Source organism: Streptomyces malaysiense (genome assembly GCF_000980885.2).
GTDB lineage: Bacteria > Actinomycetota > Actinomycetes > Streptomycetales > Streptomycetaceae > Streptomyces > Streptomyces malaysiense.
Genome location: NZ_LBDA02000047.1, coordinates 58,662 through 75,031 on the forward strand (window position 1 = coordinate 58,662; position 16,370 = coordinate 75,031).

Annotated in this window: 22 protein-coding genes; all 22 read left to right on the top strand. The window is 67.5% G+C overall.

Features of this window, described 5'->3' with window-relative positions; translation table 11 throughout:
* Positions 1-243 precede the first annotated feature (243 nt).
* The gene (locus tag VT52_RS19415) at positions 244-2,229 is read left to right on the top strand and encodes a hypothetical protein (protein WP_143070892.1); all 1,986 of its coding nucleotides are present in this window, start codon (positions 244-246) and stop codon (positions 2,227-2,229) included.
* Entirely contained in the window at positions 2,229-2,753 is a 525-nt protein-coding gene (locus tag VT52_RS19420) for a hypothetical protein (protein ID WP_046417982.1), read from the top strand. Before VT52_RS19415 ends, VT52_RS19420 begins: the two co-directional genes overlap by 1 nt.
* Positions 2,750-3,748 carry a hypothetical protein gene (locus tag VT52_RS19425; protein WP_046417985.1) on the top strand — a complete coding sequence of 333 codons (999 nt, stop codon included), beginning with the start codon at positions 2,750-2,752 and terminating at the stop codon, positions 3,746-3,748. Before VT52_RS19420 ends, VT52_RS19425 begins: the two co-directional genes overlap by 4 nt.
* Positions 3,749-3,784: 36 nt before the next feature.
* A complete protein-coding gene (locus VT52_RS19430; RefSeq protein WP_143070893.1) occupies positions 3,785-4,939 on the top strand; it encodes a hypothetical protein in 1,155 nt (384 codons plus the stop codon).
* Positions 4,940-5,187: 248 nt separating this feature from the next.
* A complete protein-coding gene (locus VT52_RS19435) occupies positions 5,188-5,652 on the top strand; it encodes a hypothetical protein (RefSeq protein ID WP_046417987.1) in 465 nt (154 codons plus the stop codon).
* Between the two features lie 7 nt (positions 5,653-5,659).
* The gene (locus tag VT52_RS19440) at positions 5,660-7,483 is read left to right on the top strand and encodes an alpha/beta hydrolase (protein WP_046417988.1); all 1,824 of its coding nucleotides are present in this window, start codon (positions 5,660-5,662) and stop codon (positions 7,481-7,483) included.
* Positions 7,484-7,577: 94 nt separating this feature from the next.
* Positions 7,578-8,039, top strand: a complete 462-nt coding sequence (locus VT52_RS19445) for a hypothetical protein (RefSeq protein WP_240509818.1) — start codon at positions 7,578-7,580, stop codon at positions 8,037-8,039.
* 54 nt (positions 8,040-8,093) lie between these two features.
* Positions 8,094-9,203 (top strand): hypothetical protein, encoded by a 1,110-nt coding sequence (locus tag VT52_RS19450; RefSeq protein ID WP_167377712.1) that lies wholly within the window; start codon positions 8,094-8,096, stop codon positions 9,201-9,203.
* Positions 9,204-9,648: 445 nt separating this feature from the next.
* Positions 9,649-9,957, top strand: coding sequence for a 30S ribosomal protein S10 (gene rpsJ / locus VT52_RS19455; RefSeq protein WP_003948644.1), 309 nt, complete (start codon positions 9,649-9,651; stop codon positions 9,955-9,957).
* 17 nt (positions 9,958-9,974) lie between these two features.
* A complete protein-coding gene (rplC, locus tag VT52_RS19460) occupies positions 9,975-10,619 on the top strand; it encodes a 50S ribosomal protein L3 (RefSeq protein WP_005481233.1) in 645 nt (214 codons plus the stop codon).
* 8 nt (positions 10,620-10,627) lie between these two features.
* Entirely contained in the window at positions 10,628-11,278 is a 651-nt protein-coding gene (gene rplD, locus VT52_RS19465) for a 50S ribosomal protein L4 (RefSeq protein ID WP_046418000.1), read from the top strand.
* A complete protein-coding gene (gene rplW / locus VT52_RS19470) occupies positions 11,278-11,697 on the top strand; it encodes a 50S ribosomal protein L23 (RefSeq protein ID WP_046418001.1) in 420 nt (139 codons plus the stop codon). The genes rplD and rplW overlap by 1 nt, the downstream gene beginning before the upstream one ends.
* 40 nt (positions 11,698-11,737) lie before the next feature.
* Positions 11,738-12,574, top strand: a complete 837-nt coding sequence (gene rplB, locus VT52_RS19475; protein ID WP_030811669.1) for a 50S ribosomal protein L2 — start codon at positions 11,738-11,740, stop codon at positions 12,572-12,574.
* 12 nt (positions 12,575-12,586) lie between these two features.
* Entirely contained in the window at positions 12,587-12,868 is a 282-nt protein-coding gene (gene rpsS, locus VT52_RS19480) for a 30S ribosomal protein S19 (RefSeq protein ID WP_031076666.1), read from the top strand.
* Between the two features lie 45 nt (positions 12,869-12,913).
* Positions 12,914-13,261, top strand: coding sequence for a 50S ribosomal protein L22 (rplV, locus tag VT52_RS19485; protein ID WP_026252021.1), 348 nt, complete (start codon positions 12,914-12,916; stop codon positions 13,259-13,261).
* Positions 13,261-14,082 carry a 30S ribosomal protein S3 gene (gene rpsC, locus VT52_RS19490; RefSeq protein WP_014674374.1) on the top strand — a complete coding sequence of 274 codons (822 nt, stop codon included), beginning with the start codon at positions 13,261-13,263 and terminating at the stop codon, positions 14,080-14,082. Before rplV ends, rpsC begins: the two co-directional genes overlap by 1 nt.
* 5 nt (positions 14,083-14,087) lie before the next feature.
* Positions 14,088-14,507 carry a 50S ribosomal protein L16 gene (rplP, locus tag VT52_RS19495; protein WP_046418010.1) on the top strand — a complete coding sequence of 140 codons (420 nt, stop codon included), beginning with the start codon at positions 14,088-14,090 and terminating at the stop codon, positions 14,505-14,507.
* Positions 14,507-14,731: a 50S ribosomal protein L29 gene (gene rpmC, locus VT52_RS19500; protein ID WP_007494763.1), complete on the top strand. Its 225-nt coding sequence runs from the start codon at positions 14,507-14,509 to the stop codon at positions 14,729-14,731. Before rplP ends, rpmC begins: the two co-directional genes overlap by 1 nt.
* Positions 14,731-15,015: a 30S ribosomal protein S17 gene (gene rpsQ, locus VT52_RS19505; RefSeq protein WP_018543912.1), complete on the top strand. Its 285-nt coding sequence runs from the start codon at positions 14,731-14,733 to the stop codon at positions 15,013-15,015. Before rpmC ends, rpsQ begins: the two co-directional genes overlap by 1 nt.
* A gap of 100 nt (positions 15,016-15,115) precedes the next feature.
* On the top strand, positions 15,116-15,484 hold the full coding sequence (gene rplN, locus VT52_RS19510; protein ID WP_003998823.1) for a 50S ribosomal protein L14: 369 nt from the start codon (positions 15,116-15,118) through the stop codon (positions 15,482-15,484).
* A gap of 2 nt (positions 15,485-15,486) precedes the next feature.
* Positions 15,487-15,810 (top strand): 50S ribosomal protein L24, encoded by a 324-nt coding sequence (gene rplX, locus VT52_RS19515; protein ID WP_037657560.1) that lies wholly within the window; start codon positions 15,487-15,489, stop codon positions 15,808-15,810.
* Positions 15,810-16,367, top strand: a complete 558-nt coding sequence (rplE, locus tag VT52_RS19520; protein WP_037657562.1) for a 50S ribosomal protein L5 — start codon at positions 15,810-15,812, stop codon at positions 16,365-16,367. The genes rplX and rplE overlap by 1 nt, the downstream gene beginning before the upstream one ends.
* Positions 16,368-16,370: the final 3 nt, after the last annotated feature.

Consider the following 16,370-nt stretch of genomic DNA (forward strand, 5'->3'; position numbering starts at 1 on the left):
TGACGACCGACCTGTCCACGCTCACCACGGCCGCCGAACGCTGGGACGGCATGGCGAAGGAGATGGGCAAGCAGGAGACCGCGTACCGGAAAGGCGTCCACGGCGTCACTCTGCGTCCGACCTGGGCGGGGGCACCAGCAGGCCGCCAACGCGCGCTTCGGCGTGAGGCTCACGGAGTACCAGAGCGCCCAGGCCGAGGCCAAGGCGATCGCCTCACTCCTGCGTGACGCGCACACGCAGTTCGTGGACCTGCGCAAGAAGGTGGAGTCGGCCCGGGACGACGCGGTCGCCAAGGGCATGAAGGTGTCGGACCAGGGCGTGGTCTCCTTCGACACCGAGAAGCTGAGCCAGGGTGCGCGGATGGCCTACGTGCACGACCCCTCCTACCAGGACAGCATCCGCAAGGACGTCGCTTCCTGGCAGGCCCGCATAGACCGGTGCGTGAAGGACGTGGACGACGCCGACAAGGGCGTCGAGGTCGCCTTCGCCGCCGTCGTGAAGGGCCCCGACATGGGCGACAGCACGGTTCCCGGCTTCAACGGCAAGGCCCAGGGCGACATCGAGAAGTACGAGGCCCAGGAAGCGGACGACATCGCCCGGCGGGTCGCCAAGGGCGAGAAGGTCTCCGCCGCCGACCTCGCCGAACTGCGGCGCGCTTTCCGGGACAACAAGGGCGACAAGGCGTTCGACCAGACGTTCCTGAACGGACTGGGGCCGGACGGCACGCTCAAGTTCACGAACAGGCTCGATGACCTGGCGTACTTCGACGACACCAAGAACAAGAGCACGTACCTCGAGATCAACGGCGGCCTCGCGGACTCCCTGGCGGTCGCCACAGGGGTGCCGGATTTCAAGGACTCCGACGGCAGACATCTGCGCTTCGGGAGCGACGCGTACAACCAGGCGTTCCAGGCATGGACGAAGACCGACGACGCCCGGTTCTACAACAAGTGGCGCGCGGGACTTCGTCAGCACGGCGGGGACGAATACGACCTCGAAGCGGTCGGGAACAAGATTGCCGTCGGGTACGGGCACGGTCAGAAGGCCCGCGGCTACCAGAGCCTCGCCACGCTCATGCAGCAGGGACACGGCTACTCGCCCCAGTTCGTCGCCGACGTGACCGACGACATGATCGCCATGGAGAAGAAGAACCCGGATGTCTGGGACCTCTACGGCAAGTTCGGCGAGAAGGACGGTGACGGCTGGTTCGCGAACGATCCCGTCGACGGTGCGCTCGAAGTCATGTCACGCGATCCGGAAGGCGCGGCCGGCTACCTCGACCCCGGCACGTCCGCCGGAAAGGAGCGCTCCGACTACCTCCTCGGCCACGGGCACGGCAGCCGGGACTGGAACGTCGTCAACACGACGAACGAGGGTGCCAAGACCGACTATGTCGGCCCCGATGCGCTGGACCCTGACGATCGCAAGGGGCTGGGCGACGCCCTGGCCGCGGCAGCCACGGGCGTCGACCCGAACGGTCCCCGTCCAGGGGCGCCGACGAAGCACACGGACGCCAACAACCGGGTGTTCGTGCATGCGTTGGACGTCCTGTCCGGCCAGGGCGATGACATGCCGGCCTCCCTGCGCGACGACATGGCGAAGATCATGACCAACCACGGTCATGAGACGTATGTGGCGATGAGTGACCTGACCGGTGCTCGGCGCCCCGAAGTCGGCCCGGACCTGGACCGTGGCCAGGTGCTGGAGATGACGAAGCAGATATCCCGAAGTGAGGGGTCCTACAACATGCTGCACACAGGGATGAACTACGCCATCATGGACGATATTCATGACCCTTCGCGTCCTCCGGCAGACACCCTCCACTCGGCTGGCGCTGCGGTCGGTTTCATGGAGCGAGGCCGGTATCTGGCACTTAAGGACGAGCAGCACGACTACACGTGGGACAAGGCATGGAGCTACCACCTCTCCGGTGGGATGCTGAACTTCGTCCCCGTCTACGGCGACGCCGTGCAGCGCGGAGCCGACGTGATCACCAGTGCCTGGATCATGGACGAACAGAAGCATCAGGCGGACAAGCTGACGAGCGACAGCAAGGTGACCTTCGTCCATCGCCAGGAGCAGCTCAACACCATTGCCAAGCAATGGGCCGCGGCCAACCCCCACTGGCACAACGACGACTACTCGCACAGCCAGGGCATGTACGAGCAGATCAACATTGCGGCCAATACCGGCAATGCGCTGGCCAGCGGCATTGCGGGAGCTCAGTGATGACAACGAGACGCCTGGCGGCCGCCCTGCTGTGCACCGCCGTCATGGCAGTGACGGCGGGTTGCAGCACGCCCGCCACCGTTCCTGCGGACTTCTGCAAGGTCCCGGTGTCGAAGACGGCCCTGGCACCACTCATTCCGCACGACGGACCCGTGAGGCAGACGTACTACGCCACCGAGGGTCAGCCGGGTGCGGGCTGCGCCTTGAGTGCAGGCGGTCACCGGGTGCTGTTCGTCGCCTTCGCGACGTGGGACCATGACCCGGACCCGGGAGCCTGGAAGGGCTCGGCGGCACCGTACAAGTACGCCGCCGAGCGGCCCGTGTCCTTCCCGGGGCGTGCGGCGATCGGAAGCAATGGCGCCTCGGTTCGGGCCCTCTGCACCTCTCCAGACACATACATGACTTTCGGAATATATTTCTTCGGTGACCGCGTCGAGAACACTCCCAACGGCTACAAAAAGCTGCGGCCGTTCATCGACGATTTCGTGCCGAAGGAAACCAAGAAATTCGGCTGCACCCGTTGACCGCGCCTGAAACGCCCTCCCGCCGCCCGCGGCGGCGGCATCTCGTCGCCGTCGTCGTCTGCGCGGCGGCCGCCGGCCTCACAGCCTGGCTGCTTCCCGACTCCGGCCGGCAGACGGGTACATGCGAGGACCTGCTCGGTGACAAGCGCGTGCGCACGGCGCTGGGCGGCGGCTACCGGTCAGGGATGAGCTGTTCCGCACTGGGGTCGGCCGTCGTCAAGGCCACCGTGGATGCCGCCCCGCACCAGCACTCGCTCCAGCAGGCGCAGTCGATGAAGACCGTTCTGGTGGCCGTCGGCGAAAGCCTGGCCAGGACGGGCGGGCGCATCGACACCCCGCTCCGGACGCCCCTGGCCGACGCCCTCGCCGACTACACGCCGGACACCGCGTCGGTGCTGGGTATCGCCGACGCCGAATACGTCGTGCACGCTGTGCCGGCCAAGCCGGCCTGGAAGGACAAGGACGGGGTCCACATGGCGGTGACGCGCGGCACACTGCTCCGCGTCCTGCGGGGCGTCTCGCGGGACCCGGCCGCCTACGCCACGGTCCGGGCGGCCTCGACCCGGTACACAGCCGAGCAGCTCGCCGCGGTGCCGCGCGGCGCGACGGGATACGCACTGACCGTTGCGCCCGCTCGGGTCTCGCGGCTGCTCGGCTCCCTGGACGCCGTCGCCGACGGTGTCCGCCGTGACCTCGGCGACGCGCGGACGAAGGAATGGGAGCGAGACGTCTTCGCCCAGGAGACGAAGCGTGCGGCCACGCCGCCCTCGTACACGAAGGACCCGGTCGAGCACCTTGTCGGCACATGGTCGAGCACCCTGCGCGCGGGTGGTTTCCCGGGCGGCTCGGACGCACTCGAACAGCAGAGCGGCGAGATGGTGGATGAGTGGGCCAAAGCTCTGGGAGTCACCGCCGGAGTCCGGAGCACGTTGCGTGAAAACGCGCTGAACGATTCGTCCGGCGCACGTGGCGACGCGCTGCGCGATCTTTCCTGAAGGCTCCACCGGGCCGACACTGCCAGAAGGTATTCGATGTCTCACGAGCAAGAAGAAGGAAGTCGCCCTCCTCGCAGAGGCACGGCCCTGCGGGGCCGGCTGGGACTCGGCAGCCGTCGCGGTCTGATCAGCGCGCTCGCGCTGGCGGTCAGCGGTGTCCTCCTCGGCGCGGGCGTCGTCGCCTGGCAGAGCGGTACGTGGCCCTTCTCCGGATCTCCCTGCTGGGGTTCCATGCCCAGTCAGGATCTCGACGCGCTCTTCGGCGACGGGCACACCGACGCGTCGGAGATACGGCCGTCATGGACTCCGAACGGGGCCAAGGGCCAGGGGTCGCTGGACGGCCGTTGCCGCATCATGAGCGGGACCGGGCCGTACGGCCGTCAGGTCGACATACACGTCCACCGGCTCGCCGGCGATGTACGGACGGACAACGTCCCCTGGTCCGACGAGTTCCTGTCCGCGGCGCTGACCCCGCTCGGCGGCGGTGTACTGGGCATGGCCTCCGACACCCGGGCGTGGGCGGCGTTGCCCTCCACCTGCGTCGACCCCGTTACGTCCGGGGGCTACGCCGTCGTCGATGTCCGCATGGGCTACGACGGGTTCTGGAAGAACGACTCGCTGACCAGGAGGAACGCGCGTCAGAAGGCGCTCTCCCGTACCGTCGTCCATGTCGTGAACGGCACCATGGCGGCGCTCGGCTGTTCCGGGACGCTGCGGGAGCCCGGTTCGCCGGAGGCCATGCCGGTTCCCCGGCCGGTGCACGCCGGCGGCCCGGTGTGCGGGGTGCCGGGGGTCCGGCTGCCCGATGAGACGGGGTCCGATCCCCAGGCCAGGGTGTCCGTCGGGGACGAGCGCCCTGCGCGCACCTGCGACATCCTCACGGGCGTGGGCGACCACCCGCAGTACCGGCTCCAGACGGTCCAGGACCCGAATCTCGCCCAGGCCGTCGGTGCCGGTGTCCACACAGGTCCCGGCATCACGAGGAAAGGCGGGCGAGAGGCGATCGGGACCTATTCGCCGGCCATCGCCGACGTGTCCACCAAGTGCCGCGGCCGTACCGTCCTCTTCCTCGCCCAGCAGACCTACGGTCTCTACGGCTACACCTTCATCCGCCGCGCCTTCCCCGCCTACGTCACGGCGGAGGCGAAGCGGCTGGACTGCGGCCCGCTGGAAATCCGGATCCCGGACTGACCCCCTCCCGGTTCCCCTTGGACCGCCCTCGTCGCGTACGCACGCCGAGAACCGGCCATGCCTACCCGACTCGGCCCGGACGCGCATGAGTTCAGGTACTCAGCCGCCATGGTTCCTGCAACGGAACTGGCGGCAGTGACGTCCTGTTAACTTAAGAGATTCATATGGGATTCATACCTCGCACGCGGGCACGCCGTTGGTGAGACGGCCGGAAAGCGGGCGACGGGGCACGGGGGAGGACGACGGGCATGTCCTGGGACGAATGGGAACAGCTGAAGGCCGATGCGGCCGCGCGTTCCGGTTCCACTCGAATGCGGTTGAACCACCTGCCGGACGCCGGCGGCGGCGGCGGTTCGTCCGACGGCGGCCCGGACCCCCTGAAGTCGGACCGGAAGGTCTGGTCGACCGCCGGCGGCGACGTCGCGGGCCTGCGGACCGACGTGAGCACGGCACTGGGGAAGCTGGACCACGGGCAGTCCGGGCTGGGGGACGGCGCCGGGTGCGAGTCGGCCGCGGCGCAGAAGGAACTCTTCGACTCCTGGAAGAAGTACGTCGGTGACGTGAGCGGCCGCTGCGGGAAGTTGGGCGGTCTGCTGGAGCGCGCGGGGCGCGATCTGTCGATGACCGACCAAGACGTCCGGGACGGGCTGAACAAGATCAAGACGGAGTACCAGGACACCGAGGCCGTCGGCGGCCAGGCGAAGGGCAAGTGAGCAGGTCATGGATCTTGCCGCGCTGAAGGCCATCAAGCCGTCCGAGTACCAGGAGGCCGCGGACGGCTACCGCGCCACGAGCGAGATGGCCGGCAAGGCCAGGGAAGCGATCGACAACCGGATCTCGGCGGGGATACGCAACCAGCTCTCCGGGGAGACCGCCAAGGCCGCCCTGCGCGAACTGAAGGAACTGTCCAAGGACTTCCACTACGCCGAGACCGAGTGCGCGCTGGCCGGCACCGCCCTCAACGGCTTCGCCTTCGACATGGCCGCGGCCAAGCGGAAGCTGGAGGCGGCGATGGAGGACGCGAAGGCAGCCGGCTGCACGGTCGGCGCCGACGGATCGGTGACGTTCCCGGCCGGGGGCAAGGAAGTCGACGGCAAGGTGCCGGAGGGCGGGACGGTGCAGGTGAGCACCAGCCCGACGGACCCGACGGCGGCCGCTCTGGAGCGGCAGGCCGCCAACATCCACCCCAATCCGAACTTCGGCAAGGCCATCGGCTTCGCCGACCGCATCGGTGACGCCCTGAAGGAAGCGACGGACGCGGACACCAAGTGGGCCCCGAAGCTGCGCGCTCTGAAGGCCGACGACGACCTGGTGGTCTCCGACAAGGACTGGACCGACGTCAAGTCGGACACGGACGGCGTGCGCGACGCGGGCAAGAGCTATCTCGACTCCCTGCCCCAGCCTCCCCGGCACGGCAGCCCGAAGGACAACGCCGCCTGGTGGAAAGGCCTGACCGACGAGCAGCGGTCGGACTACCTGGCCGTGCACCCCGACGCGGTCGGCGCGCTCGACGGGCTTCCCGCCACGGCGCGGGACCAGGCCAACCGAGTGGTGCTCGACGAGGCCCGGGCGAAGGCCCGACTGGACTACGACGACTGGCTGAAGAAGCATCCGGAGCCCAAGCGGTTCCAGCCCTACATCGACCCGTACACCGGGGCCATGCCGAAGGGTCTCAACGTCGAGAGCCAGGAGTGGAAGGACTGGGACGAGGCGCGGCGGAACGCCCGCAAGTCCCTCGACGGCATGAACGCGATCCAGACGCGCTTCGACGCGACGGGTGTGAACGGGCTGCCGGAGGCCTACCTCCTGGGATTCGGCACAGAAGGGGACGGTCGCGCGATCATCGCCAACGGCAACCCGGACACCGCGGACCACCAAGCGGTCTACGTGCCGGGTACGACGTCGGAGCTGGGGAACATCGGTGGAAACATCGACCGGATGACCAAGGTCTGGCACGCGGCCAACGACGAGGCCGACGGGAAATCCGTCTCCACGATCACCTGGCTCGGCTACGACGCGCCGGACAGCGTCTGGAAGGACGCGCCGTTCGAGCACTACGCGTACGACGGGGCACCGGCGTTCAACAAGTTCCTGGACGGGCTCGACACCTCCCACACCGGTGACACGGATCCGCACCGCACGGTCATCGCCCACTCGTACGGGACGACGCTCGTCGGCGCCGCGGCCCAGAAGGGGCATGTCAGTGCCGACGACCTCGTCTTCGCCGGCAGTCCCGGGGTCAAGGTCTCCGGCGCCGACGAGCTGGACGTGCCCAAGGGGCACGTGTGGAACGAGGAGGCCGACGGAGACGTGGTCCCCGACATCGGCCGATGGGGCCACGGCGGGGACGGCTTCATCATTCCCAGCGATCCGGATTTCGGCGCCAACCAGATGACCACGGACACCGAAGGACACAGCGGCTACTGGGACGAGACGTCTCATGGGCCCTCGCAGAGCCTGAAGAACCAGGCCCTGGTCGTCGTCGGGAAGGGCGATGATGTGGCACTGAAGCCGCCGCCCGATCCGTGGGCACATGTCAAGTAGCTGCGACGACGTAAGGCTCACCGACGTGAAGACCAGACTGGGCGCCTGTGTGCTCGCCCTGCCTCTTGTACTGACCACCATCACTGGATGCGGCATGACTGAGAAAGACTCCGACACGACTCCGTCCGCCGGCACGAGCACCTCGCGTGACGCCTCCGACGCGATGGAAAGGCTGTCCAGCGGCATCTACGACCTGATCGGCGTCAAGGGGAAGACGTCCGACAGCCGTCCGTTCGTCGCGGAATGCCCGGGCAAGGACACGAAGACCTACTTCCGGATCTTCCACTGGTGGAGCTTCTACCCGGCGTCGGCGAAGGACCTCGACGTGGCGATGGAACGGCTCAAGACCGAGCTGCCCAGGCACGGATGGAAGATCGTCACGTACGGGCCGGACACCAGCAAGAACAGGAACATCAACCTGACCGCCGACAACGACCAGCAGAAGGCCGGCGTCAACATCGTCCGGATGGCCAAGAACGACCCGCCGAAACTGAGCCTCCATGTCGTCTCCGGTTGCTACAAGGTCCCGGACGGCCAGGAGGTCGAACACTTCTGAGCGGCGGTCCAGGAACCCCGCGAGACGGGCGTCCGCGACCCCGAGAACACCGAAATGAGCACGATGCAGACGAAATCCGGGTTCCGACGTGTGCACGCCGGCTGGTACGCAGGGGCGTGCCTGCTGGTTCTGGCGCTGGTGGGAGCGGTGCTCTACGGCAGCGGTGCCTTCGGTTCCCGGGGCGGCGAGGAGTCGCTGGACCGGGCGTGCGGCGGCTCGCCGGCACAGGGCGGGTTGAGCGAGGCTCTGCATGCGTCGGACTTCAGGGCCGAGGAGGAGGGCGACGACGACTACCTGGCCGCCTGCCTGGTCCGCAACCAGGAGTCCGGGCCGCAGGGCAGTGACCTGGAGCTGAAGCTGCGCTGGAGCACCGCGAAGGCCCCGTCCGCCACGCTCACCTGGTACGACGCGGACTACGACGGAGTGCGGGAGCAGGCGGCACCCCTCGGCCACGGCTGGTCCGGTGTCCTCAGGTACGAGGGCGGCACCTACCAGGTCATGGCCGCGCTGGACTGCGTCAACCAGAAGGACAAGGCCTTGGTCGCCTACGGTGACCTGCTCGGCACGTCGAACAGCACGACCCTGACCGGTCTCGGCCGGGTGACCACCGAGACCGCCGAGAAGGCGGCCGAGAAGCACGGCTGCCAGGTGAAGGCGGGCGAGCGGCTCACCGGCCTGTCCCCCGCACGGCTGGGTGCGTCCGGAACGGCGAAGCCGCTGGCGCGGGCCCAGGGCTCCTGCGCCGCGCTGCGCGGAACGGACGCGGCGGCGGCAGACACGCCCGAGGCCATGGAGTACCCGGCGGACCCGAATGCCCCGCAGACCAACTGCTACCTGGTCACGAAGGCGAAGAAGCCCGGCTACGGCCTCTACGCCTATTACGGCGCCGCCGCCAAGGACTTCCTGACCAGCGAGGGCGACCAGTTGGAGAAGGGCTACGGCCCCGCCCACGGCGACCGCGACTACGCCTGGGCCACCGCGACCTGCCCGCAATCGGCGCAGCAGGCGGTGTTCGTGCTGTACCACCTGCACGACAGGGACACCGACACCTACCCGGTCCCGCACTACTCCGCCTCGTTCGCCCGCGACGCCCTGCGCGCCTTCGCCGACCACGAGGCGAAGCAGCGCGGCTGCACCGGCGTACGGATGGCCGCCAGGCCCTGAGACCGGTCGCGGCGGGCTCCGCCCCCGGTTTGACCTACGTCACTCCCGGGGTAATCTCTTCGGCCCGATTGGCGGAGCCCCCCGCCCGTATGGCAGACTGTCCGAGTTGCTCGGTCGAGTGTTGATGCTGCGCGCCTCCCGCCGGGAGGACCGGAAGCGAGTCCCACAGTACTCGTCGCCCTAACTGCCCTCGGGCAGCACTGGGGCGGACGTACGGGAATCTTCCGGGAAGTGTGGGCGCGACACCGGCCAGGCGCCCGGTGGGCCCGAGGTCCCCGGTCCGCGGTTTCCGGAAGGGCCGTGTGCATTCCCCGCAGGGATGTTCGAACAAGGGACATTCTTGTCAGCGGGAGCGCGACACGCCCGACCGCGTGGGTCGGAGAAAGCGGGTACCGGAAACCACCGGGTCCCAGAGCGTTAGAAGAGACAGGACTACTGAGTAGCCATGGCGGGACAGAAGATCCGCATCCGGCTCAAGGCCTACGACCACGAGGTCATCGACTCCTCGGCGAAGAAGATCGTCGAGACGGTGACCCGCACTGGTGCGTCGGTCGCGGGCCCGGTGCCGCTGCCCACTGAGAAGAACGTGTACTGCGTCATCAAGTCGCCGCACAAGTACAAGGACTCGCGCGAGCACTTCGAGATGCGCACGCACAAGCGCCTGATCGACATCCTCGACCCGACCCCCAAGACCGTTGACTCTCTGATGCGACTCGACCTCCCGGCCGGTGTCGACATCGAGATCAAGCTCTGAGGGCTGGTGATCTGAGAATGGCTAAGCAGATCAAGGGCATCCTGGGCGAGAAGCTCGGCATGACGCAGGTGTGGGACGAGAACAACCGTGTTGTTCCGGTCACCGTCGTCAAGGCCGGCCCCAACGTCGTCACCCAGGTCCGTACGAACGACGTCGACGGCTACGAGTCCGTCCAGATCGCGTTCGGCGAGATCGACCCGCGCAAGGTGAACAAGCCCCTCAAGGGCCACTTCGCCAAGGCCGACGTCACCCCCCGCCGCCACCTCGTCGAGATCCGCACCGCGGACGCCTCCGAGTACACGCTGGGCCAGGAGATCTCCGCTGAGGTCTTCGAGGCGGGCGTCAAGGTGGACGTGACCGGCAAGAGCAAGGGCAAGGGCTTCGCCGGTGTCATGAAGCGTCACAACTTCAAGGGCCTCGGCGCCGGACACGGCACCCAGCGCAAGCACCGCTCGCCCGGTTCCATCGGTGGCTGCGCCACCCCGGGCCGCGTGTTCAAGGGCCTCCGCATGGCGGGTCGCATGGGCAACGAGCGGGTCACCACCCAGAACCTGACCGTCCACGCCGTTGACGCGGAGAAGGGTCTGCTGCTCATCAAGGGCGCGGTTCCCGGTCCGAACGGCGGCCTCGTCCTGGTCCGCACCGCGGCCAAGGGGGCCTGAGGTAACCGATGAGCACTGTTGACATCCTTTCGCCGGCGGGCGAGAAGGCCGGTTCCGTCGAGCTCCCCGCGGAGATCTTCGACGCCAAGGTCAGCGTTCCGCTGATCCACCAGGTCGTCGTCGCGCAGCTGGCCGCGGCCCGTCAGGGCACGCACAAGACCAAGACGCGTGGCGAGGTCCGCGGTGGTGGCAAGAAGCCGTACCGCCAGAAGGGCACCGGTCGCGCCCGCCAGGGTTCGACCCGCGCGCCGCAGTTCGCCGGTGGTGGCGTCGTGCACGGTCCCGTGCCGCGTGACTACTCGCAGCGCACCCCGAAGAAGATGAAGGCCGCCGCCCTGCGCGGTGCCCTCACCGACCGGGCGCGTCACAACCGCATCCACGTCGTCGCCGGCGTGGTCGAGGGCCAGGTCTCCACCAAGGCCGCGAAGAGCCTGTTCGGCAAGATCTCGGAGCGCAAGAACCTGCTCCTGGTCGCCGACCGCTCCGACGAGGCCGCGTGGCTGTCCGCCCGCAACCTGCCCCAGGTCCACATCCTGGAGCCGGGCCAGCTGAACACGTACGACGTTCTCGTCTCGGACGACGTGGTCTTCACCCAGGCCGCTTTCGAGTCCTTCGTGTCTGGCCCCAAGGCCGCTGACACCGAAGGGAGCGAGGCCTGATGGCTATCCGTCACCCCGCTATTGCCTCGAAGGCCGCCAAGGCCGCCAAGGCCGCGCGCGTCGCCAAGGCGCGTCGCCACGCCGCCGAGGGCAAGAACACCGTCGAGACGCCGCTGAGCAAGTCGTACACGGACCCCCGTGACGTCCTGCTGAAGCCGGTCGTCTCGGAGAAGAGCTACGCGCTCCTCGACGAGAACAAGTACACGTTCATCGTCGACCCGAACGCCAACAAGACCCAGATCAAGCAGGCCGTCCAGGCGGTCTTCGACGTCAAGGTCACCGGGGTCAACACGATCAACCGCCAGGGCAAGCGCAAGCGCACGAAGACCGGCTTCGGTCAGCGTGCCGCCACCAAGCGCGCGATCGTGACCCTCGCCGAGGGCGACCGTATCGACATCTTCGGCGGTCCGACCGCCTAAGGGCGGTCCGGATCGTCCGATATCGGACGAGGACTGAGAAATGGGAATCCGCAAGTACAAGCCGACTACGCCGGGCCGTCGTGGCGCCAGCGTCGCCGACTTCGTCGAGGTCACGCGGTCCACGCCGGAGAAGTCGCTGGTCCGTCCCCTGCACAGCAAGGGCGGCCGTAACAACGCCGGTCGTGTGACCGTTCGCCACCAGGGTGGCGGACACAAGCGCGCCTACCGAGTGATCGACTTCCGTCGTCACGACAAGGACGGCGTGCCGGCGAAGGTCGCGCACATCGAGTACGACCCCAACCGCACCGCGCGCATCGCGCTGCTGCACTACGCCGACGGCGAGAAGCGCTACATCCTCGCCCCGCGCAACCTGCAGCAGGGTGACCGCGTCGAGAACGGTCCCGGGGCCGACATCAAGCCGGGCAACAACCTGGCCCTCCGCAACATCCCGGTCGGTACCACGATCCACGCGATCGAGCTCCGTCCCGGTGGCGGTGCCAAGTTCGCCCGCTCCGCCGGTGCCTCCGTGCAGCTGCTCGCGAAGGAGGGCTCCATGGCCCACCTGCGCATGCCGTCCGGCGAGATCCGCCTGGTCGACGTCCGCTGCCGCGCCACCGTCGGTGAGGTCGGCAACGCCGAGCAGAGCAACATCAACTGGGGCAAGGCCGGCCGTAAGCGGTGGCTGGGCGTTCGCCCGACCGTCCGTGGTGTCGTCATGAACCCGGTCGACCACCCGCACGGTGGTGGTGAGGGCCGGACCTCCGGTGGCCGCCACCCCGTGTCCCCGTGGGGCAAGAAGGAAGGCCGTACTCGTTCGCCCAAGAAGGCGTCGAACAAGTACATCGTCCGCCGCCGCAAGACGAACAAGAAGCGCTAAGGACGGGTTGAGATGCCTCGTAGCTTGAAGAAGGGGCCCTTCGTCGACGACCACCTGATCAAGAAGGTGGACTCGCAGAACGAAGCCGGCACCAAGAACGTCATCAAGACCTGGTCCCGTCGCTCGATGATCGTCCCGGCCATGCTCGGCCACACGATCGCGGTGCACAACGGCAAGACCCACATCCCGGTGTTCGTCACCGAGTCGATGGTCGGCCACAAGCTCGGCGAGTTCTCGCCGACGCGCACCTTCCGCGGCCACGTCAAGGACGACCGGAAGTCGAAGCGCCGCTAATCGCGGATCGCATTCAGACAAGTAAGAAACTCTGAAGGGACAACCATGGAAGCCAGGGCCCAGGCGCGGTACATCCGCGTCACGCCCATGAAGGCCCGCCGTGTGGTGGACCTCATCCGTGGCATGGACGCCACGGAGGCCCAGGCTGTTCTGCGATTCGCCCCGCAGGCAGCCTCGGTTCCGGTGGGCAAGGTGCTGGACAGCGCCATTGCCAACGCCGCGCACAACTACGACCACACCGATGTCGACAGCCTGGTCATCTCCGAGGCCTACGTCGACGAGGGCCCGACCCTGAAGCGGTTCCGTCCGCGTGCCCAGGGCCGTGCCTACCGGATCCGCAAGCGGACCAGCCACATCACCGTGGTCGTCAGCAGCAAGGAAGGAACCCGGTAATGGGCCAGAAGGTTAACCCGCATGGGTTCCGGCTCGGTGTCACGACCGACTTCAAGTCGCGTTGGTACGCCGACAAGCTGTACAAGGACTACGTCAAGGAAGACGTCGCCATCCGTCGGATGATGACGTCCGGCATGGAGCGCGCCGGCATCTCGAAGGTTGAGATCGAGCGCACCCGTGACCGTGTCCGCGTGGACATCCACACCGCTCGTCCGGGCATCGTCATCGGCCGCCGCGGCGCCGAGGCCGACCGCATCCGCGGTGACCTGGAGAAGCTGACCGGCAAGCAGGTCCAGCTCAACATCCTCGAGGTCAAGAACCCGGAGACGGACGCTCAGCTGGTGGCCCAGGCCGTCGCCGAGCAGCTCTCCTCCCGCGTCTCCTTCCGCCGTGCCATGCGCAAGAGCATGCAGTCGGCGATGAAGGCCGGCGCCAAGGGCATCAAGATCCAGTGCGGTGGCCGCCTCGGTGGCGCCGAGATGTCCCGCTCGGAGTTCTACCGCGAGGGCCGCGTGCCCCTGCACACGCTCCGCGCGAACGTGGACTACGGCTTCTTCGAGGCCAAGACGACCTTCGGCCGCATCGGCGTGAAGGTCTGGATCTACAAGGGCGACGTCAAGAACATCGCCGAGGTCCGCGCCGAGAACGCTGCGGCCCGTGCGGGTAACCGCCCGGCCCGTGGCGGTGCCGACCGCCCGGCCCGTGGTGGCCGTGGTGGCGAGCGGCGCGGTCGCAAGCCGCAGCAGGCTGCCGGCGCCGAGGCCCCCAAGGCCGAGGCTCCCGCCGCCGCTCCGGCTGAGAGCACCGGAACGGAGGCCTGACCGAAATGCTGATCCCCCGTAGGGTCAAGCACCGCAAGCAGCACCACCCGAAGCGCGACGGTATGTCCAAGGGTGGCACGCAGGTTGCGTTCGGCGAGTACGGCATCCAGGCGCTGACCCCGGCCTACGTCACGAACCGCCAGATCGAGGCGGCTCGTATCGCGATGACCCGCCACATCAAGCGTGGCGGCAAGGTCTGGATCAACATCTACCCGGACCGTCCGCTCACCAAGAAGCCCGCCGAGACCCGCATGGGTTCCGGTAAGGGTTCTCCGGAGTGGTGGATCGCCAACGTCAAGCCCGGACGCGTCATGTTCGAGCTGTCGTACCCCAACGAGAAGATCGCCCGTGAGGCGCTGACCCGTGCGGCCCACAAGCTGCCGATGAAGTGCCGGATCGTCAAGCGCGAGGCAGGTGAAGCGTGATGTCGGCCGGTACCAAGGCGTCCGAGCTGCGCGAGCTGGGCAACGAGGAGCTTCTGGCGAAGCTCCGCGAGGCCAAGGAAGAACTGTTCAACCTCCGCTTCCAGGCGGCGACCGGACAGCTCGAGAACCATGGCCGTCTGAAGGCGGTCCGCAAGGACATCGCGCGGATCTACACCCTGATGCGCGAGCGTGAGCTGGGCATCGAAACGGTGGAGAACGCCTGATGAGCGAGAAGAACGTGACTGAGAACGCAGAGGCCCGCGGCTTCCGCAAGACCCGTGAGGGTCTCGTCGTCAGCGACAAGATGGACAAGACCGTCGTCGTCGCTGTCGAGGACCGCGTGAAGCACGCGCTGTACGGCAAGGTCATCCGCCGTACGAACAAGCTCAAGGCGCACGACGAGCAGAACGCCGCGGGTGTCGGCGACCGCGTCCTCCTCATGGAGACCCGGCCGCTGTCCGCGACGAAGCGCTGGCGCGTCGTCGAGATCCTCGAGAAGGCCAAGTAATTCTCCTGCGGGGCGCCCCTCGCAGGACAGTTCCGCCAGGCTCCGGGGGCCGCTCGGTTGAGCGGCCCCCGGGGAACCGGCAGACAAACAGGAGATAGACGTGATCCAGCAGGAGTCGCGACTGCGTGTCGCCGACAACACTGGTGCGAAGGAGATCCTTTGCATCCGTGTGCTCGGTGGCTCCGGTCGCCGCTACGCGGGCATCGGTGACGTCATCGTCGCCACCGTCAAGGACGCGATCCCCGGTGGCAACGTGAAGAAGGGTGACGTCGTCAAGGCGGTCATCGTTCGCACCGTCAAGGAGCGTCGCCGTCCGGACGGCTCGTACATCCGCTTCGACGAGAACGCCGCCGTCATTCTGAAGAACGACGGCGACCCTCGCGGCACCCGTATCTTCGGCCCGGTCGGCCGTGAGCTGCGCGAGAAGAAGTTCATGAAGATCATCTCGCTCGCGCCGGAGGTGCTGTAAGCATGAAGATCAAGAAGGGCGACCTGGTCCAGGTCATCACCGGTAAGGACAAGGGCAAGCAGGGCAAGGTCATTGCCGCTTACCCGCGCGACGAGCGTGTCCTGGTCGAGGGTGTCAACCGGGTCAAGAAGCACACGAAGGCCGGTCCGACCGCCAGTGGCTCGCAGGCCGGCGGCATCGTGACCACCGAGGCGCCGATCCACGTCTCCAACGTCCAGCTGGTCGTGGAGAAGGACGGCGAGAAGGTCGTCACGCGTGTCGGCTACCGCTTCGACGAAGAGGGCAACAAGATCCGCGTTGCCAAGCGGACGGGTGAGGACATCTGATGGCTACCACCACCACTCCGCGTCTGAAGCAGAAGTACCGCGACGAGATCGCCGGCAAGCTGCGTGACGAGTTCAAGTACGAGAACGTCATGCAGATCCCCGGCCTCGTCAAGATCGTGGTCAACATGGGTGTGGGCGACGCCGCCCGCGACTCCAAGCTGATCGAGGGCGCCATCCGCGACCTCACCACGATCACCGGTCAGAAGCCGGCCGTCACCAAGGCCCGCAAGTCCATCGCGCAGTTCAAGCTGCGTGAGGGTCAGCCGATCGGTGCCCACGTCACGCTCCGTGGCGACCGCATGTGGGAGTTCCTGGACCGCACCCTGTCGCTCGCGCTCCCGCGCATCCGCGACTTCCGCGGCCTGTCCCCCAAGCAGTTCGACGGCCGTGGCAACTACACCTTCGGTCTCACGGAGCAGGTCATGTTCCACGAGATCGACCAGGACAAGATCGACCGCGTCCGGGGTATGGACATCACCGTGGTCACCACGGCGACCAACGACGCTGAGGGCCGTGCGCTCCTTCGTCACCTCGGCTTCCCGTTCAAGGAGGCGTGAGCG